The organism is Streptomyces sp. NPDC002463 (assembly GCF_042889835.1).
GTDB lineage: Bacteria > Actinomycetota > Actinomycetes > Streptomycetales > Streptomycetaceae > Streptomyces > Streptomyces nymphaeiformis.
The window spans coordinates 69,883-87,593 of record NZ_JBIARL010000002.1; the positions used below are offsets into that span (position 1 = coordinate 69,883).

The 17,711-nt window shown below is 74.1% G+C and carries 19 protein-coding genes and 1 other RNA gene; 12 read left to right on the forward strand and 8 right to left on the reverse strand.

The features are described 5' to 3' along the window. Positions 1-5 precede the first annotated feature (5 nt). The 3 genes from ACFYX3_RS05450 to ACFYX3_RS05460 are packed head-to-tail and all read left to right on the forward strand — an operon-like array spanning position 6 to position 2,928. Positions 6-860 (forward strand): MaoC/PaaZ C-terminal domain-containing protein, encoded by an 855-nt coding sequence (locus ACFYX3_RS05450; RefSeq protein ID WP_389008349.1) that lies wholly within the window; start codon positions 6-8, stop codon positions 858-860. 33 nt (positions 861-893) lie between these two features. After that, positions 894-1,970: a Zn-dependent alcohol dehydrogenase gene (locus ACFYX3_RS05455; protein ID WP_389008352.1), complete on the forward strand. Its 1,077-nt coding sequence runs from the start codon at positions 894-896 to the stop codon at positions 1,968-1,970. 16 nt (positions 1,971-1,986) lie between these two features. Further along, positions 1,987-2,928 carry a 3-oxoacyl-ACP reductase gene (locus tag ACFYX3_RS05460; RefSeq protein WP_389008355.1) on the forward strand — a complete coding sequence of 314 codons (942 nt, stop codon included), beginning with the start codon at positions 1,987-1,989 and terminating at the stop codon, positions 2,926-2,928. A gap of 80 nt (positions 2,929-3,008) precedes the next feature. Here ACFYX3_RS05460 and ACFYX3_RS05465 read toward each other — a convergent pair whose 3' ends face one another. Beyond that, positions 3,009-3,131: a hypothetical protein gene (locus tag ACFYX3_RS05465; protein ID WP_352024811.1), complete on the reverse strand. Its 123-nt coding sequence runs from the start codon at positions 3,129-3,131 to the stop codon at positions 3,009-3,011. 47 nt (positions 3,132-3,178) lie between these two features. Continuing rightward, entirely contained in the window at positions 3,179-4,315 is a 1,137-nt protein-coding gene (locus ACFYX3_RS05470) for a hypothetical protein (protein ID WP_389008359.1), read from the reverse strand. A gap of 263 nt (positions 4,316-4,578) precedes the next feature. Here ACFYX3_RS05470 and ACFYX3_RS05475 point away from each other — a divergent pair, with 263 nt between their 5' ends. The 5 genes from ACFYX3_RS05475 to ACFYX3_RS05495 all read left to right on the forward strand — a co-directional run bounded on the left by ACFYX3_RS05475 (position 4,579) and on the right by ACFYX3_RS05495 (position 9,628). Next, positions 4,579-5,613: an ABC transporter substrate-binding protein gene (locus ACFYX3_RS05475; RefSeq protein WP_389008362.1), complete on the forward strand. Its 1,035-nt coding sequence runs from the start codon at positions 4,579-4,581 to the stop codon at positions 5,611-5,613. Positions 5,614-5,688: 75 nt separating this feature from the next. Next, the gene (locus tag ACFYX3_RS05480) at positions 5,689-6,507 is read left to right on the forward strand and encodes a Nif3-like dinuclear metal center hexameric protein (protein ID WP_389008365.1); all 819 of its coding nucleotides are present in this window, start codon (positions 5,689-5,691) and stop codon (positions 6,505-6,507) included. Then, entirely contained in the window at positions 6,504-7,247 is a 744-nt protein-coding gene (locus ACFYX3_RS05485; RefSeq protein WP_389009430.1) for a zinc ribbon domain-containing protein, read from the forward strand. Before ACFYX3_RS05480 ends, ACFYX3_RS05485 begins: the two co-directional genes overlap by 4 nt. After that, positions 7,247-8,779, forward strand: a complete 1,533-nt coding sequence (locus ACFYX3_RS05490; protein WP_389008368.1) for a bifunctional RNase H/acid phosphatase — start codon at positions 7,247-7,249, stop codon at positions 8,777-8,779. The genes ACFYX3_RS05485 and ACFYX3_RS05490 overlap by 1 nt, the downstream gene beginning before the upstream one ends. A gap of 51 nt (positions 8,780-8,830) precedes the next feature. Then, the gene (locus tag ACFYX3_RS05495; RefSeq protein ID WP_389008371.1) at positions 8,831-9,628 is read left to right on the forward strand and encodes a GNAT family N-acetyltransferase; all 798 of its coding nucleotides are present in this window, start codon (positions 8,831-8,833) and stop codon (positions 9,626-9,628) included. On the opposite strand, the gene eda is transcribed toward ACFYX3_RS05495, so the two are convergent. Beyond that, positions 9,618-10,262 carry a bifunctional 4-hydroxy-2-oxoglutarate aldolase/2-dehydro-3-deoxy-phosphogluconate aldolase gene (gene eda, locus ACFYX3_RS05500; RefSeq protein ID WP_389008374.1) on the reverse strand — a complete coding sequence of 215 codons (645 nt, stop codon included), beginning with the start codon at positions 10,260-10,262 and terminating at the stop codon, positions 9,618-9,620. The genes ACFYX3_RS05495 and eda overlap by 11 nt on opposite strands. A 66-nt stretch (positions 10,263-10,328) precedes the next feature. After that, entirely contained in the window at positions 10,329-11,096 is a 768-nt protein-coding gene (gene yaaA, locus ACFYX3_RS05505; RefSeq protein ID WP_389008377.1) for a peroxide stress protein YaaA, read from the reverse strand. Between the two features lie 141 nt (positions 11,097-11,237). On the opposite strand from yaaA, the gene ACFYX3_RS05510 reads away from it, so the two are divergent. After that, complete coding sequence (locus ACFYX3_RS05510) at positions 11,238-12,680, forward strand: RNB domain-containing ribonuclease (protein WP_389008380.1); 1,443 nt, start codon at positions 11,238-11,240, stop codon at positions 12,678-12,680. On the opposite strand, the gene ACFYX3_RS05515 is transcribed toward ACFYX3_RS05510, so the two are convergent. Next, on the reverse strand, positions 12,625-13,476 hold the full coding sequence (locus ACFYX3_RS05515; RefSeq protein WP_389008383.1) for a hypothetical protein: 852 nt from the start codon (positions 13,474-13,476) through the stop codon (positions 12,625-12,627). The two genes, ACFYX3_RS05510 and ACFYX3_RS05515, sit on opposite strands and share 56 nt — an antisense overlap. Before the next feature lie 4 nt (positions 13,477-13,480). Then, positions 13,481-14,236: a MerR family transcriptional regulator gene (locus ACFYX3_RS05520; protein ID WP_389008386.1), complete on the reverse strand. Its 756-nt coding sequence runs from the start codon at positions 14,234-14,236 to the stop codon at positions 13,481-13,483. 111 nt (positions 14,237-14,347) lie between these two features. Here ACFYX3_RS05520 and rnpB point away from each other — a divergent pair. After that, an RNA gene (gene rnpB / locus ACFYX3_RS05525) (RNase P RNA component class A) lies at positions 14,348-14,745 on the forward strand. A gap of 72 nt (positions 14,746-14,817) precedes the next feature. Here rnpB and ACFYX3_RS05530 read toward each other — a convergent pair. Beyond that, on the reverse strand, positions 14,818-15,333 hold the full coding sequence (locus ACFYX3_RS05530; RefSeq protein ID WP_389008389.1) for a DUF1203 domain-containing protein: 516 nt from the start codon (positions 15,331-15,333) through the stop codon (positions 14,818-14,820). Positions 15,334-15,493: 160 nt separating this feature from the next. Between ACFYX3_RS05530 and ACFYX3_RS05535 the strand changes: the two genes are divergently transcribed. Continuing rightward, on the forward strand, positions 15,494-16,504 hold the full coding sequence (locus ACFYX3_RS05535; protein ID WP_389008392.1) for an excalibur calcium-binding domain-containing protein: 1,011 nt from the start codon (positions 15,494-15,496) through the stop codon (positions 16,502-16,504). 70 nt (positions 16,505-16,574) lie between these two features. Continuing rightward, complete coding sequence (locus ACFYX3_RS05540) at positions 16,575-16,898, forward strand: nuclear transport factor 2 family protein (protein WP_389008395.1); 324 nt, start codon at positions 16,575-16,577, stop codon at positions 16,896-16,898. A gap of 16 nt (positions 16,899-16,914) precedes the next feature. Here the strand turns inward: ACFYX3_RS05540 and ACFYX3_RS05545 are convergent, their stop codons facing one another. After that, the gene (locus tag ACFYX3_RS05545; protein ID WP_389008398.1) at positions 16,915-17,691 is read right to left on the reverse strand and encodes an SDR family oxidoreductase; all 777 of its coding nucleotides are present in this window, start codon (positions 17,689-17,691) and stop codon (positions 16,915-16,917) included. Between the last annotated feature and the right edge of the window lie 20 nt (positions 17,692-17,711).

The window sequence follows — 17,711 nt, forward strand, 5'->3', positions numbered from 1 at the left end:
GCCCGATGCCCATCGACCCCGCCAAGGCCGTCGCCGCCGAACCCCGCAGCGCCGAGATCTCCTGGGACCACAAGGACGTCCAGCTCTACCACCTGGGCCTCGGGGCCGGTGTCCCGGCCACGGACCCGGACGAGCTCCGCTACACCCTGGAGTCCAAGCTCCACGTCCTGCCCAGCTTCGCCACCGTCGCGGGCGCCGGCATGGGCGTCGTCGGTGGGCTCTCCGCCCCCGGCATCGACATCGACCTCGCCGCCGTCCTGCACGGCGGCCAGTCGATCACCCTCCACCGCCCGCTGCCCACCGGCGGCCGCGCCGTCTCCACCTCCCGCGTCGCCGCCGTGTACGACAAGGGCAAGGCCGCCGTGCTCGTGCTGCGCTCCGAGGCCGCCGACGAGGACGGCCCGCTCTGGACCAGCGACGCCTCGATCTTCGTGCGCGGCGAGGGAGGCTGGGGCGGCGACCGCGGGCCCTCCGAGCGCCTCGCGCTCCCGGACCGCGCGCCGGACGCCACCGTCGACCGGCCGATCCGCGAGGAGCAGGCCCTGCTCTACCGGCTCTCGGGAGACTGGAACCCGCTCCACGCCGACCCCGAGTTCGCCAAGCTCGCCGGCTTCGACCGGCCGATCCTGCACGGGCTCTGCTCCTACGGCATGACCCTCAAGGCGGTCGTGGACACGCTGCTCGACGGGGACGTCACCCGCGTCCGCTCGTACCGCACGCGCTTCGCCGGGATCGTCTTCCCCGGCGAGACCCTGCGCATCCGGATGTGGGCCGACGACGGCCGCGTCCAGGTGGCGGTGACGGCCGTGGAGCGCGACGACGCCCCGGTCCTCGCCGACACCCTCGTCGAACACTCGTAGATCTCGTAGACCCACTCCGGAGGGAGCCGCACCATGCGCGCAGCCGTACTGCACGAGATCGGCCAGGACAAACTCGAAGTCCTCGACGACGTCGAGGCGGTGGGCTTCGGCCCCGGAAAGGTGCGGATCCGGGTGCGGGCCACCGGCCTGTGCCACTCCGACGTCTCCGCGATGAGCGGCGTCCTCCCGCAGCCCGCCCCCTTCATCCCCGGCCACGAGGGCGCGGGCGAGATCCTCGACGTCGGCGACGGCGTCACCGGCCTCAGCCAGGGGCAGCGGGTCCTGCTCTGCTGGCTGCCCGCCTGCGGCAGCTGTCCCGCGTGCAAGCGCGGCCAGACCCAGCTGTGCCTGGCCGGCTTCATGAACGCCGGCACGCCCAACTTCAAGCGCCCCGGCGGCGACGTCTTCGGCTTCGCCGGCACCGGCACCTTCACCGAGGAGGTCGTCGTCGACGCGGGCTGCGCCGTCCCGATCCCCGACGACGTGCCCTTCGACATCGCGGCCCTCATCGGCTGCGGCGTCACCACCGGCCTCGGCGCCGCCATCAACACGGCCAAGGTGGAGGCCGGTTCGTCGGTCGCCGTCATCGGCTGCGGCGGCGTCGGCATCTCCGCGATCCAGGGCGCCAAGCTCCAGGGCGCCGCCCAGATCGTCGCCGTCGACCCCGTCGAGTCCCGTCGTGAGGCCGCGCTGAAGTTCGGTGCCACCGAGGCGGTCGCGCCCGACGCGCTCGCCGACGCCAAGCAGCGGATCACCGGCGGCGAGGGCTTCGACTACGTCTTCGAGGTCGTCGGCAAGTCCGCCACCGCGCGCACCGCGTACGAGACGACCCGCCGCGGCGGCACCCTCTGCGTCGTCGGCGCGGGCGCCCTCGACGACTTCCTCCAGCTCAACATGTTCGAGCTGTTCTTCGACGAGAAGCGGATCCTGCCCTCGATGTACGGGGGCGGGGACGTGCTCCGCTCGTACGAGCGCGCCATCGCGCTCTGGCGGGCCGGCCGCATCGACCTGGAGTCGCTGATCACCCACCGGGTGCCGCTGGCGGGCGTCAACGAGGCCCTGGAGCAGATGCGGACCGGCGCGGCCCTCCGTACCTGCATCGAGATCTGAGAGGACGCGATCATCCATGTCACTCCCTCTTGAGGGACTGAGCGCGATCGTCACCGGCGCCGGGCGCGGTCTCGGCCGCGCCGAGGCCCTGGAACTGGCCCGGCTCGGCGCCGCCGTCGTCGTCAACGACTACGGGCAGCCCGGCCGCGACGGCTCCGGCGAGGCCTCCGCCGCACCCGCCGAGGAGGTCGCGGCGGAGATCCGCGCGGCGGGCGGCCGGGCGGTCGCGCACCTCGGCGACGTCTCCGACTTCGAGACGGCGCGGGCCCTGGTCGACCTGGCGGTGGCCGAGTTCGGGAAGCTGGACGTCCTGGTCAACAACGCGGGCATCCTGCGCGACCGGATGGTCTTCTCGATGAGCGAGGACGAGTGGGACTCGGTCATCCGGGTCCACCTCAAGGGCCACTTCAACACCACCCACTTCGCGGCGGTGCACTGGCGCAACCGCTCCAAGGCGGGCGAGACCGGCGTCTACGGCCGCATCGTCAACACCTCCTCGGAGGCCTTCCTCGCGGGCTCGGCCGGCCAGCCGAACTACGCGGCGGCCAAGGGCGGCATCGTGGGCCTGACGACCTCGTCGGCGCTCGCGCTCGCCCGGTACGGCGTGACCGCCAACGCGATCTGCCCGCGGGCCAGGACGCGCATGACGGAGGACGTCTTCGCGGGCTTCGGCGAGCCGGGGGAGGGTGAGCTCGACCCGCTGTCCCCGGACCACGTGGCGCCGCTCGTCGGCTACCTGGCGTCCCCGGCGGCGGCCGGGGTCAACGGGCAGCTGCTCGTCGTGCACGGCGGGATGGTGGCGGTCGTGGACCGGCCGAAGGTCTCGGCCAAGTTCGACACGGCCAAGGAGGCGTTCACGTACGAGGAACTGGACTCCCTCCTGACCCCGCACTACGCGTCCCGCCCGGCGGGCGAGACCTTCGCCGCGGCGGAGGTGCTGGGTCTGAAGAGGGGCTGAGCCACGGGGGTGGCGGTGGGGAAGGCGAAGGGCCCCGGGGGTGATCCCGGGGCCCTTCGCTTCCTGCCGCTTCTTCCGTGCTACTCGGTCTCGCGGCGGTGCCGGCCGTGCGGCGAGGACGTGGAGTCCTCCGCCGGAGACGCCTCGCCGCGGTGCTTCCCGGAGCCGTGCGACTCCGTACCCTGCGTGCTTGCTTCGGACATTCCTGAACTCACCCCGTAGGTCTTGCTCTTGCTGTGCGGCCGTGAGTCTAACGAGCCGGTCCGCGGTCCGTCAGAGGCGCCTGCTGCAACGGCACCGGGCGGCACACCCGGGGCTCCTCGACGACCGCCGCCGGCTCGGGTTCCGGTTCGGGCTCCGGCGGCATCTCCAGACCGGCGAGCCCGCAGGGCACCCCGTCCGTCGCGTACGGCAGCCGCAGCACGCCCTCGGCCGTCCACAGGCCCGCCCCGGCCAGCCACCCCTGGGGCGCCGCCAGCTGGGCCATCCGGCGGGACGAGGGCTGCCAGACGCCCACCCAGCTGCCGCCCGCCGCGTCGATCCGCAGCGCGACCGCGCAGCTCTCCGGCATCAGCACCTGCCCCGGCTGCACCGCGAACGGCGTCACCGCCGCGTCGTCGAGCCGCAGGCACTCGGGGAACCGCACCGGCAGCAGGCTCCCCAGCACCCCCCAGCCCAGCCGGTCGTGACCCGGAGCGTCGGAGCGGATCAGGAGCAGTCCGCTGTCCGGGTCGGCGAGCAGCAGCCGGTCGTCACTGTCCTCGGTGATCTGGAGCAGCGGCGTCACCTCCCCGCCCCGCTCCAGGTCCACGGCGACCGCCTTCACCGGCCCGTCGTCGAGCCGCCGGTCGAGCGCGAGCATCCGGCCGGTGCGGTCGAGCCACACCCCGCCCGTGCAGCGGCCCTTGACCTCCGCCACCTTCTCCGGGCCGAAGGCCCCGCCCGCCACCAGCCACAGCGTCGTGGTGTCGGGGCCGACGCACATCGCGTACGCGCAGATGCCGTCCGGCGAGGGCGGGAGCAGCACCAGGTGCTCGGAGCCGGGCGCCTCCACCGAGCCGAGCCGGAGCTCGCCGGTGGCCGGGCCGGTGGGGTAGAGCAGCGAGAACGTGTTCCGCCGCCCGTCCACGCGGCGGGCGACGAGCACCCGGCCGTCCGCGAGGGGCAGCAGCTGGGTGCCCCGCTCCTCGGGCTGGTCGAGGGGGAGCGGCACGGCGTACGGCTCGGGGCCGTCGAGCGTCCAGCGCTCCACGTACAGGGCGTCACCGGCGCCCGCGAGCCTGGCCGCGTACGCGCCGTTGGCCGTGATCGTGAACCCCGCCGGCCAGGCCGCACCGGGGTCGCGGTCGTCGTCCTCGGCCGTGGTCTCGATGGCACACGCTGTCATCGACTCGTCACCTCCAGCCACGAAGCTAGTTTTCGCACTTCCAGCCGAACAACACGAGCAGGGTCACTTCACACATAAGGGTGGCCGTCCGGCGGTTCGGCTGAGGGGGAGGGGGCGGTTGTGCTGGAGTGGCCCATGGTGAGTAAGGTAAGGCGAACCTAAGTGGAGGCGTCGCCTCCGCTGGGCCGTGCCCGTATGGGCAGTCGGACCGTGCCCGTTTCCGCGTAAGTCCCCGCCAGGACGACCCGTACAGGAGCCTTCTCATGTCCTTCCGCCGCCGCGGCACCGCCGCCGCCGTCGCCCTCGCCGCCGCGCTCTCGCTCGCGGCCTGCGGAGGCGGCGACGGGAGCTCCGACTCCGCGAAGAAGGAGGACACGGCCAAGAAGAAGGACGTCGCCACCGGCGGCAAGGACTTCGGCGACGCCGCCGCCAAGACCGCGGCCATGGGCACCGACGCGAAGCCGGGCCGGTTCCCCCGCACCCTCACCCACGCCCTCGGCAGGACCGAGATCCCGGCCGCACCCAAGCGGGTCGTCGTCCTCGACGTCGGCGAGCTCGACAACGTCGTCTCCCTCGGCGTCAAGCCCGTCGGCTACGCCCCCTCCGAAGGCGACGACGGCATCCCCGGCTACCTGAAGAAGGACGCCGGCACCCCCAAGTCCGTCGGCACCATCAACAACCTCAACCTTGAGGCCATCGCCGACCTCCAGCCCGACCTCATCCTCGGCAGCCAGCTGCGCGCCGCCGACAAGTACGACGAGCTGTCGAAGATCGCGCCGACCGTGTTCTCCATCCGCCCCGGCTTCACGTGGAAGGAGAACTACCTCCTCAACGCCGCCGCGCTCGACAGGACCGCCGAGGCGAAGACGAAGCTCGCCGCGTACGAGACCGAGGCGAAGCAGCTCGGCACGGACATCGGCCCGAACAAGCCGACCGTCTCCATGGTCCGCTACCTCCCCGGCAAGATCCGCCTCTACGCCAAGGCCTCCTTCATCGGCACGATCCTGGAGGACGCCGGCCTGCCCCGGCCGAAGAACCAGCAGGTCGACGAGCTGGCGGCCGAGATCAGCCCCGAGAAGATCGACGAGGCCGACGCCGACTGGATCTTCACCGGCGTCTACGGCGACGCCAAGGCCACCAAGAAGGACACCGCCCAGGCCAACCCGCTCTGGAAGAACCTCGAGGCCGTCAAGGCCGGCCGGGCCAAGGACGTCCCCGACGAGACCTGGTACCTCGGCCTCGGCGTCACCGCGGCGAACAGCGTCCTCGACGACCTGCGCGAGGACCTGGTCAAGTAGGCCCGGACGAGGTTGTCCACAGGCCGGGACTTCGGCCAGAGCGAGGGGGCACGGAGGGCAGGTAGCCTTTCCTCCGTGCCCCGTCTGTCTGAAGTCATCGCCGAGCTCGACGCCCTCTGGCCACCAGAGCGAGCCGAGTCCTGGGACGCCGTCGGCACCGTCTGCGGTGACCCCGACGCCGAGGTCACCCGCGTGCTCTTCGCCGTCGACCCCGTCCAGGACATCGCCGACGAGGCGATCGCCCTCGGCGCCGACCTGATCGTCACCCACCATCCGCTCTACCTGCGCGGTACGACGACGGTCGCGGCCGGCCACTTCAAGGGCCGCGTCGTGCACACGCTCATCAAGCACGACATCGCCCTCCACGTCGCGCACACCAACGCCGACACCGCCGACCCCGGCGTCTCCGACGCCCTCGCCGGCGCGCTCGACCTCCGGGTCACCGGCCCCCTTGTCCCCGAGAACAACCTCGGCCGGATCTGCGAGCTCGACCGCCCCGAGACCCTCGCCGAGTTCGCCGCCCGCGCGGCGAAGCGGCTGCCCGCCACCGCGCAGGGCATCCGGGTCGCCGGCGACCCCGGCATGACGGTCCGCCGCGTAGCCGTCAGCGGCGGCTCCGGCGACGGCCTCTTCGGCGCCGTGCGCGCCGCGGGCGTCGACGCCTTCCTCACCGCGGACCTGCGCCACCACCCGGTCTCCGAGGCCACCCAGCAGTCGCCCCTGGGCTTGGTGGACGCCGCCCACTGGGCCACCGAATGGCCCTGGTGCGAGCAGGCCGCCGCCCAGCTCGACGAGATTTCCGACCGCCACGGCTGGGACCTCCGCGTCCACGTCTCGAAGACGGTCACCGACCCCTGGTCCTCCCACCACACCTCTCCTGGAGCCCCCAACTGAACGCCGCGCCCGCCGACCAGATCCGCCTCCTCGACGTCCAGGCCCTGGACGTCCGCCTCCAGCAGCTCGCCCACAAGCGCCGCTCGCTGCCCGAGCACGCCGAGATCGAGGCGCTGACCAAGGACCTCACCCAGCTGCGCGACCTGCTCGTCGCCGCGCAGACCGAGGAGAGCGACTGCGGCCGCGAGCAGACCAAGGCCGAGCAGGACGTCGACCAGGTCCGCCAGCGCGCCGCGCGCGACCAGCAGCGGCTCGACTCCGGCGCCGTCTCCTCCCCGAAGGACCTGGAGAACCTCCAGCGCGAGATCGTCTCCCTCGCCAAGCGTCAGGGCGACCTGGAGGAGATCGTCCTCGAGGTCATGGAGCGCCGCGAGTCCGCCCAGGAGCGCCTCACCGAGCTGACCGAGCGCGTCGCCGCCGTGCAGACCAAGGTGGACGACGCCACCGCGCGCCGCGACACCGCCCAGGCTGAGCTGGACACCGAGTCCGCGGCCGTCGGCAAGGAGCGCGAGCTCGTCGCCGGCGCCATCCCCGAGGACCTGCTCAAGCTGTACGACCGCCTGCGCGAGAAGCAGGGCGGCGTCGGCGCGGCCCGGCTCCACCAGCGCCGGTGCGAGGGGTGCCGCCTGGAGCTCGACATCACCGAGGTGAACGAGATCCGCGCCGCCGCGCCCGACAAGGTCGTCCGCTGCGAGAACTGCAGCCGCATCCTGGTCCGCACCGCGGAGTCCGGCCTGTAATGCGCGCGCTCGTGGTCGAGGCGGACGGCGGCTCCCGGGGGAACCCGGGACCCGCCGGGTACGGCGCGGTCGTCCTCGACCCGGCGACGGGGGAGACCCTCGCGGAGGCCGCCGAGTACATCGGCGTGGCCACGAACAACGTCGCCGAGTACAAGGGCCTGGTGGCGGGCCTGAAGGCGGCCCGGGAACTCTTCCCGGACGCCGCCGTCCACGTCCGGATGGACTCCAAGCTGGTCGTCGAGCAGATGTCCGGCCGCTGGAAGATCAAGCACCCGGACATGAAGCCGCTGGCCGCCGAGGCCGCCCGTGTCTTCCCGCCGGGACAGGTCCGCTACGAGTGGATCCCTCGCGAGCGGAACAAGCACGCGGACCGGCTCGCGAACGAGGCCATGGACGCGGGCAAGCGCGGCCGCCAGTGGGAGCCGTCCGCCTCCACGGCGGGCCTGGACGCAGCAGCAGCCCGCAACGCCGCGACCCCGCCCCCGTCGGGTCCGCCCGGCGACGCGACGGCGGGCGCGGCGATGGCGCGCGCGGCGCTGACGGGCACGGCTCCGTCGGTCTCCACCACGGGTACGGGCTCGGGCCACGTGGCCCCTCCGGGTACGGGCTCCGGCGCCTGGCCGGGCGGCGTGTCGCGCCCGACGGCCCCGGACACCGCCCCCGACGACGGCCTGTTCGCCGCCGAGGAGGCCGTCGCGGCCTCGGTCGCCTCCGGCGACTTCGAGGCGGAGGCGGGCGCACTGGCCCCGGTGGGCCACGCGGCCCGAGCCGAGGCCCGGGGTGCGACCGCGGGAATCGCCGAGGTCGACGAGGCCGCGGACGGCGCCGTAGCCGCACCCCCCGCGCCCGCCCAGGCTCCCGCCCCCGCCTCTGCCGCCCCCCGCCAAGGCTGGGCCGGCCCCGACATGGGCGCGCCCGCCACCTTCGTGCTGCTCCGGCACGGGGAGACCGCGCTCACGCCCGAGAAGCGGTTCTCGGGGAGCGGGGGGAGCGATCCCGAGCTGTCGGCGGCCGGGATGCGGCAGGCCGAGGCCGTCGCCGAGGCGCTCGCCGCGCGCGGCACGATCCAGGAGATCGTCAGTTCGCCGCTGGCCCGCTGCCGTCGGACCGCCGGCACCGTCGCCGCCCGGCTCGGTCTCGACGTGCGGATCGAACAGGGCCTGCGGGAGACCGACTTCGGCGCCTGGGAGGGCCTGACGTTCGGTGAGGTCCGCGAGCGGTACCCGGAGGACCTCGACGCCTGGCTGGCCTCGCCGAAGGCCGCGCCGACCGGCGGAGGCGAGAGCTTCGCGACCGTCGCCCGTCGCGTCGCCGCGACCCGGGACCGGCTGACCGCCGCGTACGCGGGCCGTACGGTCCTCCTCGTCACCCACGTCACGCCGATCAAGACCCTGGTCAGGCTCGCGCTCGGCGCCCCGCCGGAGTCGCTGTTCCGGATGGAGCTGTCGGCCGCCTCGATCTCGGCCGTGGCCTACTACGCCGACGGCAACGCCTCCGTACGGCTCCTCAACGACACCTCGCACCTGCGGTAGGCGAGCGAAACCGCTGGCGCGTCCCCCCGGCCCCGTACCACCATCTCCCGCATGACGTGGTCCTTCACCGACAGCGCCGCCGCCTTCCGGGCAGCCGCCGCCGAGCATCTCGCCGCCGACCCCGCCCGCAACACCGCCGTGCTCACGCTCATGGACGCGGCGGGGCGGCTCGGCTGGTGGGAGGAGGCGGACGGCCGGGTCACCGGCGTCCTCGTCGTGTCGCCGCCCGGCGTGTCCGCCTTCGGGGCCATGACGGAGGAGGCCGCCCGGGTGCTCCGGTTCCCCGGGAGCCAGGAGCCGACCGAGGTGCGCGGCGAGACGGCCGCCGTCGAGGCGTACGCGGAGGCCACCGGCCGCCCCTGGACGCCCACCGCCCGGATGAGGCTCTTCCGGCTCGGCGAGCCGACCCCGCCGGACCCGGCCCCGGCCGGCCGCGCACGGCTCGCCGCCGGGGCCGACGTCCCGCTCGTCGCCGCCTGGACGCGGGAGTTCGCGGTGGCGATCGGGGACGAGCCCGCCGAGGACTACACCGGCTTCGTCGCCGAGCGGATCTCGGAGGGACGCCTCTGGCTCTGGGAGGGGCCCGACGGCCGCCCGGTCTCGATGGCCGCCGTCTCCCGCACGATCGAGGGCCAGGCCCGCGTCCACCTCGTCTACACCCCGCCCGCCGAGCGCGGCCGCGGGTACGCGGCCGGGGCCACCGATGCCGTCGGCCGGGCCGCGCTCGACGCCGGCACGGCGCAGGTCCTGCTCTTCACGGACCTGGCCAACCCCACCAGCAACGCCCTCTACCAGCGCCTCGGCTACCGCCCCGTCACCGACCACCTGGGCGTCACGTTCACCCGCTGACCTCCGCCCCCAACCCCGCGGCTCCGCGCGCGAGGGACTCCACGCGCCCCCAGTCGCGGGCGGCGAGGGCGGCGGGCGGCAGCATCCACGTACCGCCGACGCAGCGGACGTTCGGCAGGGCGAGGTAGGCGGGGGCGGAGGCGAGGGAGACGCCGCCCGTCGGGCAGAAGCGGGCCCGGGGCAGCGGGCCCGCGAGGGACTTCAGATACGGGACGCCGCCCGCCGCCTCCGCGGGGAAGAACTTCATGTCCTCCACCCCGCGTTCGATCAGGGCCACGACCTCCGAGGCCGTCGAGACCCCCGGCAGGAACGGCAGGCCCGAGTCCCGCATCGCGCCGAGCAGCCGCTCGGTCCACCCCGGGCCGACCAGGAACCGCGCCCCGGCGCCCACCGCGTCCGCGACCCCGGCCGGCGAGACGACCGTGCCCGCGCCGACGACCGCATCCGGCACCTCGGCCGCGATCGCGCGGACGGCGTCGAGCGCGACCGGGGTGCGCAGGGTGACCTCGATCAGCGGGAGGCCGCCGGCCACCAGGGCCCGCGCGAGGGGCACGGCGTCGGCGGCGTCCTCGATCACGACGACGGGGACGACGGGGCATTCCGGGGCGAGGTCGAACACGCTCGTCGAGGACATGGGCGTCATCCTGCCCAGGGCGAGCGTGACCCGCAACGAGCGTTGCGGAGGGTGCAACGAGAGTGGCTAGTGGATCTCGTCCACCAGCACGTCCAGCGCCCCCGCCTTCCCGCCCTCCTCCACCACGTACCGCAGATCCCGCAGCGCCTCCGCCAGTTCCGCCGGCGAACCCGGCTCCGCGCCCGCCTCCAGGAGACTCCGCACGATCCGGCCCTTCGTCGCCTTGTTGAAGTGGCTGACGACCTTCCGCGTCGGCGCGTGCAGCACCCGCACCGTCGCCGTCCGGGCCGCGACCTCACCCTTCGGCTTCCACGCCGACGCGTACGCCGAGGAGCGCAGGTCCAGGACGAGACCGTCCCCGGCGGCCTCCGGCAGCACCGAGGCCATCGCACCGCGCCAGTGCGCGCCGAGCGCGCCGAGCCCCGGCAGCTTGACCCCCATCGAGCAGCGGTACGACGGGATCCGGTCCGTCACCTTCACCGCGCCCCACAGCCCCGAGAACACGAGCAGCGTGCTCTCCGCCCGCTTCCCGGCCGCCGCGTCCAGGGTCGCCAGACCCAGCGCGTCGTACAGCACGCCCGTGTAGATCTCCCCGGCCGGACGCGCGCCCGCCGTCCGCAGCTCCGTGTTCTTCGCGACCTCGCCGCGCAGCCCCTCGCTCAGGCCGAGCACCTCGCGCGCCTTCTCCTCGTCGGCGGCGCACAGCTCGACCAGCTCGTCCAGGACCGCCGCGCGCGCCTCCGCGAGACCCGGCAGGGACAGCGACTCCGGCTTGAGCGGCGCCCCGCGCCCCGAGGAGGCCTTGCCTTCGGAGGGCGGCAACAGCACGAGCACGGTGGTTCTCCTTCGTCCGTACGGGGATGGGGATGCGGCCCCGACGGTCCAGCGTACGAGGTCCGGGACACGGCCCCCGCCCACGGACGCGGTCCCCGCCCACGAGGTGCCGCACTCCGCCCCACCTCGTACGCTCGGTCCATGCCCCGCCGCCACCTCCACGTGACCGGCGCAGCCGAGGCTCCGCTGCGGGCCGCCCTGCGCGCACTCCGCACCGAGCTCGCGATCCCCGAGGGCTTCCCGCCCGCCGTCCTCGCCGAGGCCGAGGCGGCCGCGAAGAACCCCCGCCTCCCCTCCCGCGACGCCACCGACATCCCCTTCTTCACGATCGACCCGCCCACCTCCACCGACCTCGACCAGGCCATGCACCTGGCCCGCCGCGCCGACGGCGGCTACCGCGTGCACTACGCCATCGCCGACGTCGCCGCCTTCGTCACCCCCGGCGGCGCGATCGACGCCGAGGCCCACCGGCGCGTCCTCACCCTCTACTTCCCCGACGGGAAGGTCCCCCTCCATCCGCCCGTCCTCTCCGAGGGCGCCGCCAGCCTGCTCCCCGGCGAACCCCGCCCCGCCCTGCTCTGGCGCATCGACCTCGACGCCGAGGGCCGGAGGGTCGCCACCGACGTCCGCCGCGCCCTCGTCCGCAGCCGCGCCAAACTCGACTACGAGGGCGTGCAACGGCGCATCGACGACGGCACGGCCGAGGAACCCCTCGCCCTCCTCCGGGACATCGGCCGGCTCCGCGAGGCCCTCGAAGCCGAGCGCGGCGGCATCTCCCTCAACGTCCCCGAGCAGGAGATCGTCGAACGGGACCACACGTACACCCTCGAATACCGGGCCCCGCTCCCCGCCGACGGCTGGAACGCGCAGATCTCCCTCCTCACCGGCATGGCCGCCGCCGATCTCATGACCGCCGCCGGCACCGGCATCCTGCGCACCCTCCCCACCGCCCCCGACGGCGCCGTCGCCCGGCTGCGCCGCTCCGCCCACGCCCTCGGCGTCGACTGGCCGCACCACGTCTCGTACGCCGACGTCGTCCGCTCCGCCGACCCCACGAACCCGCGCCACGCCGCCTTCCTCCAGGAGTGCACCAGCCTGCTGCGCGGCGCCGGCTACACCGTCTTCACCGACGGCCACGTCCCGACCCCGGCCGTGCACGCCGCCGTCGCCGACGAGTACACGCACGCCACCGCGCCGCTCCGCCGCCTCGTCGACCGGTACGCGGGCGAGCTGTGCGTGGCGGCGGTCGCCGGGGACGAGCCGCCCGAGTGGGTACGGGCCGCCCTGCCCGCCCTGCCCGACGAGATGGCCACCGGCGCCCGCCGCGCCAACACCGTCGAACGCGAGAGCGTCGACATCGTCGAGGCGGCGCTCCTGAAGGAACGGGTCGGCGAGATCTTCGACGCGTACGTCATCGACGTGAAGGAACGCGGGCCGGCCGTCGGCACCGTCCACCTGGAGGATCCGGCGGTCGTCGCCCGGATCGAGGGCGGGGAGGCGAGGCTGCCGCTGGGGGAGTGGCTGCGGGTCAGGCTGTCGGAAGCGGACCCGGGGACGGCGAAGGTCCTGTTCGCACCCGCGTGAGCGCGTCGTACAGGGCCTTCGGCTCATCGGCGTGCAGGCGGACCAGACGGACGGGGCGGGGTGCGCCGAGCAGTCGGGGCGCGTCGACCGGCTCGGTCAGCTCGATCGTGACGGAGGTCTGGGAGCCGACGGCGAGGTTCAGCTCGCCCTCGGCCTTCTCGTGCGAGAAGACGAGCTCGCGCCGGACGGCCGCGATCCGGTCGAGCGGCACCCGTACGTCGATGTGCGCGTGCTGCCGCAGCCTCAGGACGGTCCCGGTGAGGGTGTGCGGGCGGGTCACGGAGGCGGCGTGCAGCCCCAGGACGAACAGCACGGTGTAGACGTCCAGGACGAGGAAGACCGCGTGGAGGACGGGCCACTCGCCGAGCAGGAACGACATGCCGACCGTCTCGACCACGGTCACGAACGCGAGGCCGTACATCATCGCCGCCTGGTCCCGCGCGTGCGGGAACACGCCGTGCGCGCCCGCCACCCCGTGCGGCCGCCGCGCGACCCACCGCCCCAGACTCGCCATCAGCCGCAGCTCGTGCCCGACGATCCGCAGCACGGGCTCGGGCACCAGCTCGCCCAGAGCCTCCCGGGCGGACAGCCCCCGCCGCCGCAGCCGCACCCAGAGCAGGCCCTCGGCGGCGAGCACCCCCAGGACGAGCAGCTCCCCGGCGAGCAGCACGCCGCCGGGTATCCGCACCCCGGCCAGCAGGCAGACGAAGAGCACCAGCTCACCGGGCAGCGCGGCGTACGCGACCCCGCGCAGCAGCCGCAGCCGCGGCCGTCGTGGCGTAGGCGTGTCCGTCATGGGTTCAGCCCCTCTCCTCGAAGCGTCGCCGTTCAAGCACCAGCCCGATCGCCCGCCGTACCGCCGCCGACTGGGCCGGGGCCAGGTCCGCGAAGAAGGTGTCGGCGAGGCTCCCCGCGCCCTCCTCGGGCAGCTCCACCGCCATCCCGTCCGGCAGGACGGCGGCCAGGGCGCGTGCGGCCTCGTCCACCCGGGGATCGTCCGCCGCCGCGTCGGCGAGCGCGTCGAGGAGCCCGTACACCTCCCCCGCGCTGCCCGCCGCCCCGCGCATCAGCTCCATCAGCCGGGCCCGCTCCGCCTCGGGGACGACGACGTCGAGCAGGGTGAGGATCTCCCGGTCCTTCGCCGCCATCGGCGAGCCGGGCAGCTCTCCCACGCCCGCGAGCAGCGCCGCCAGCTCCGGCGACACGGGCCCCTCGGCGGGCAGGCGGCCCGCCCGGGCCTCGGCGAGCAGCGGGGCGAGGCGCCGCCGGCGCTCCCGGATCACCGCCTCCTGGCGGGCCAGGTCCTCCGCCAGTTCCTCGAGCACTTCCACGAGCCCCCGCCCCTCGTCGTCCGCGAGTACGTCCCGTACCTCGTCGAGCCCGAGCCCCAGCTCGGTCAGGCGCCGGATCCGGGCGAGCAGCACGGCGTCCCGGACCCCGTACTCCCGGTACCCGTTGGCCCGCCGCGCGGGCTCGGGCAGCAGCCCCGACTGGTGGTAGTGCCGCACGGCCCGGGGGGTGACCCCGACGAGCGCGGCGATCTCGCCGATCCGCATGCGCCCAGTAGAAACCCTGACGCCGCGACAAGGTCAAGCGGTCACTCCGGGGCCCGTACCAGGTCGGCCGATTTCCTCCGCATCGGCAGGTAGCATGGTCGGCACGGCAGACGAGCCGGGCGGACGGCCGCGTGGAGATCCCAGATCTTCCCGAGGAACGTCCGGGCTCCACAGAGCAGGGTGGTGGCTAACGGCCACCCGGGGTGACCCGCGGGACAGTGCCACAGAAAACAGACCGCCGGGGACCTCGGTCCTCGGTAAGGGTGAAACGGTGGTGTAAGAGACCACCAGCGCCTGAGGTGACTCAGGCGGCTAGGTAAACCCCACCCGGAGCAAGGTCAAGAGGGGACACCCCGGTGTCCCTGCGCGGATGTTCGAGGGCTGCTCGCCCGAGTCCGCGGGTAGACCGCAGGAGGCCGGCGGCAACGCCGGTCCTAGATGGATGGCCGTCGCCCCGACGACCGCGAGGTCCCGGGGCACAGAACCCGGCGTACAGCCCGACTCGTCTGTCGGCCCACGTGGGAAGGGCCCCGATCAGGTTTCGACCTGGTCGGGGCCCTTCTCGTGTGCGCCGGCGGGCGTCAGGGGCGGCGGACCTCGAAGTGGAAGCAGCCGTACTCGACGGCCCGGACGTGCACCAGGGCGACGGCCGGGTCGGCGAAGGCCTCGGCCAGGGCCTGGTCGAAGCCGGCGGCGGGGGGCTCGGGGAGCTCCAGGAGGCGGCCGCCGACGATCCGGCCGGCCGCGTCGTAGCGGCGGAGGGTGCGGAGCGCTCCCGTGCGGGAGAAGGGGTACGTCTCCGAGGGCGCGGGGCCGCCGCAGTCCTCGGCGTGGACGAAGACCGGGCCCTGCTCGTCGTACGCCCCGGGCTCCGCGCCCGTCTCGGCGGCCCAGCGGCGGAGGGGCGCGTACGAGACGAGGGCGATCCGCTCGCCGGGTACGGAGAGGCGCAGGCAGCAGCGGAGGGGGTGGCCGCCGTCGGTGGCGGTGTACGGGGCGCAGGGGCGGCCGGCGTCGTCCGTGGCGCGGAGCCCGGCGAGCGCCGTGGGAGGGATGGGGCGGGCCGCGTACGCCGTGGTGGCGGTGTCGGTGGTCATGAGGTCAGGGTGCGCCGGTGGCACCCCGTAGCGCTGGCGCAATTCGGACGCCGTGCTGACCGGACCGAGACGTTCCACCCTGGGCGCCGGTGGCGAACACCCAGGTCATACCCTGTGTGCCGCTGAGGTGTCATCAGGAAAGGGGCGGGATCGAGTGGGCGTGTCGCTGGACAAGGGGCCGGTGCGGGAGGTGCCGTGGTGGCGGCGGCCCGGGTTCGTCGTCTTCTGTCTCGTCCTCATGCCGCCCGTCGGCATGATCCTCGCCTGGCGGACCCGGTGGTCGCCGGGGCGGAAGGTCCTCGCGACCGTCCTGTCCGGCGTCTGGTTCGTCGCCGTGGGCACGAGCGACGGACCGGCGGACAAGCCCGCGGTGGCCGACGGCAAGCCGCGGGTCGCCGCGTTCCCGTCCTTCACCCCGTACACCCCGCCCACCCCCACCCCGCGCCCCGTCGTGCGGCGGGTGGTCGCCGACTACACCGGCCAGAACCTGGAGACCGCGTCGCAGGCCGCGTACGAGGCGGGGTTCCGCGCGCGCTCGCACGACGCCACCGAGGCCGACAAGATGCAGCTCGTCGACCGCAACTGGAAGGTCTGCTTCCAGGAGCCGGCCGCCGGTGAGACCGCCTCGGCCGAGGAAGGGCGGCGCATCAGGATCGAGTTCGCCGTCGTCCAAAAGAGCAGCCCCTGCCCGGCGCGGGACGGCGAGGCCGTCGTCTTCCCCAAGGTGCCGAACGTGGTCGGCAAGACCTTCGCGGCCGGCTCCGCGATGCTCCGGAAGGTGGGCCTGAGCGACATCCGGGGCGCCAGTGTGTACACCGACGTCGACCTGGCGGCCCGTCACGACGACTGGCGGATCTGCTTCCAGGACCCGGAGGCGGGCGAGGACGTCGACGGGCCCGAGTACATGTCCGTACGCCTCTCCCTGGCCCGGCCCGGACTCTCCTGCCCGAGCGAGGACTTCGCCCGGCTGCGTCCCGATCCCGACCCGGACCCCGATCGCAACGGCTCCGGCTCCGGCTCCGGCTCCGGTGGTTCCGGCGGCGGCCTCGCCTACTACAAGAACTGCGACGCCGTCCGCGCCGCCGGCAAGGCCCCCATCTACCGCGGCCAGCCCGGCTACCGCTCAGGCCTCGACCGCGACGGCGACGGCAAGGCCTGCGACTGGTCCTGACCGGCCGTCGGAGGGACCCCGCGGCCCGGGTGTACGGGGGGCGGGGTCCCACGGGTGTACGGGTGGGGGCATGACCATTCCCGTGAACCAGCTCAGCGACCCGACCGTGCGCGCCTTCGTCACGGCCCTCAACGCCAACGACCAGGCGGCCCTCTTCGACGTCCTCGCGCCCGGTGCCACCATGTCCGACGACGGATCCGACCGCGACGTGCGGGACTGGCTCGACCGGGAGGTGTTCTCCTCGAACGGGCACATGGACGTCGAGTCCGAGGCGGACGGCGGGCGCGCTCTCGTGGCCGACTACCGCAACGACACCTGGGGCGCGATGCGGACCGCGTGGAGGTTCACCGTCGGCGGCGGGAAGGTCTCCCGGTTCGAGACCGGGCAGGCCTGAGCCCCCGGCCGGGGGCTCACCCCCGGCCGATGTACGGCATCGCCGTCGCCATCACCGTCGCGAACTGCACGTTCGCCTCCAGCGGCAGCGCCGCCATGTGCACCACCGTCGCCGCCACGTCCGCCGCGTCCATCACCGGCTCCACCGCCGTCTCGCCGTTGGCCTGGAGGATGCCGGTCTGCATGCGGGCCGTCATCTCCGTCGCCGCGTTGCCGATGTCGATCTGACCGCAGGCGATCCGGTACGCGCGCCCGTCGAGGGACAGCGACTTCGTCAGGCCCGTCATCGCGTGCTTGGTCGCCGTGTACGCGATCGAGTGCGGGCGCGGCACGTGCGCGGAGATCGAGCCGTTGTTGATGATCCGGCCGCCCTGCGGGTCCTGCTCCTTCATGGTCCGGAAGGCCGCCTGGGCGCACAGGAACGCGCCCGTCAGGTTCACGTCGACGACCGCGCGCCAGGTCGCCGGGTCCAGGTCCTCGACGGGGACGCCGCCGCCCGCGAACGTACCGGCGTTGTTGAAGAGCAGGTCGACGCGGCCCCAGTGGTCCCGTACCGACGCGAAGAGGGCCGTCACCTCCTCCTCGGAGGTCACGTCCGTCGGGACGCACAGGAACTCGCCGGAGGGGAGGACCGCGGCCGTCTCCTCCAGGGCCTCGGCCCGTCGGCCGGCGAGGGCCACCGACCAGCCGGCCGCCGCGAGGGCCAGCGCCACGCTCCGGCCGATGCCCGAACCGGCTCCCGTCACCACTGCGATGCTCATGGGCGCGCAGCGTACGCGAGACGTGTGCCCCATGAACTCATCCGTCCGACACG

Bases quoted from the DNA above. Each gene is read 5' to 3' on its own strand.
- eda (WP_389008374.1), bottom strand. From the start codon at position 10,262: ATGTCCTCGACGAGCGTGTTCGACCTCGCCCCGGAATGCCCCGTCGTC.
- ACFYX3_RS05515 (WP_389008383.1), bottom strand. From the start codon at position 13,476: ATGACGGACACGCCTACGCCACGACGGCCGCGGCTGCGGCTGCTGCGC.
- ACFYX3_RS05460 (WP_389008355.1), top strand. From the start codon at position 1,987: ATGTCACTCCCTCTTGAGGGACTGAGCGCGATCGTCACCGGCGCCGGG.
- ACFYX3_RS05495 (WP_389008371.1), top strand. From the start codon at position 8,831: ATGACGTGGTCCTTCACCGACAGCGCCGCCGCCTTCCGGGCAGCCGCC.
- ACFYX3_RS05465 (WP_352024811.1), bottom strand. From the start codon at position 3,131: ATGTCCGAAGCAAGCACGCAGGGTACGGAGTCGCACGGCTCCGGGAAG.
- ACFYX3_RS05470 (WP_389008359.1), bottom strand. From the start codon at position 4,315: ATGACAGCGTGTGCCATCGAGACCACGGCCGAGGACGACGACCGCGAC.
- ACFYX3_RS05490 (WP_389008368.1), top strand. From the start codon at position 7,247: ATGCGCGCGCTCGTGGTCGAGGCGGACGGCGGCTCCCGGGGGAACCCG.
- ACFYX3_RS05475 (WP_389008362.1), top strand. From the start codon at position 4,579: ATGTCCTTCCGCCGCCGCGGCACCGCCGCCGCCGTCGCCCTCGCCGCC.
- ACFYX3_RS05530 (WP_389008389.1), bottom strand. From the start codon at position 15,333: ATGACCACCGACACCGCCACCACGGCGTACGCGGCCCGCCCCATCCCT.
- ACFYX3_RS05455 (WP_389008352.1), top strand. From the start codon at position 894: ATGCGCGCAGCCGTACTGCACGAGATCGGCCAGGACAAACTCGAAGTC.
- ACFYX3_RS05545 (WP_389008398.1), bottom strand. From the start codon at position 17,691: ATGGGGCACACGTCTCGCGTACGCTGCGCGCCCATGAGCATCGCAGTG.
- ACFYX3_RS05510 (WP_389008380.1), top strand. From the start codon at position 11,238: ATGCCCCGCCGCCACCTCCACGTGACCGGCGCAGCCGAGGCTCCGCTG.
- ACFYX3_RS05450 (WP_389008349.1), top strand. From the start codon at position 6: ATGCCCATCGACCCCGCCAAGGCCGTCGCCGCCGAACCCCGCAGCGCC.
- ACFYX3_RS05540 (WP_389008395.1), top strand. From the start codon at position 16,575: ATGACCATTCCCGTGAACCAGCTCAGCGACCCGACCGTGCGCGCCTTC.
- ACFYX3_RS05520 (WP_389008386.1), bottom strand. From the start codon at position 14,236: ATGCGGATCGGCGAGATCGCCGCGCTCGTCGGGGTCACCCCCCGGGCC.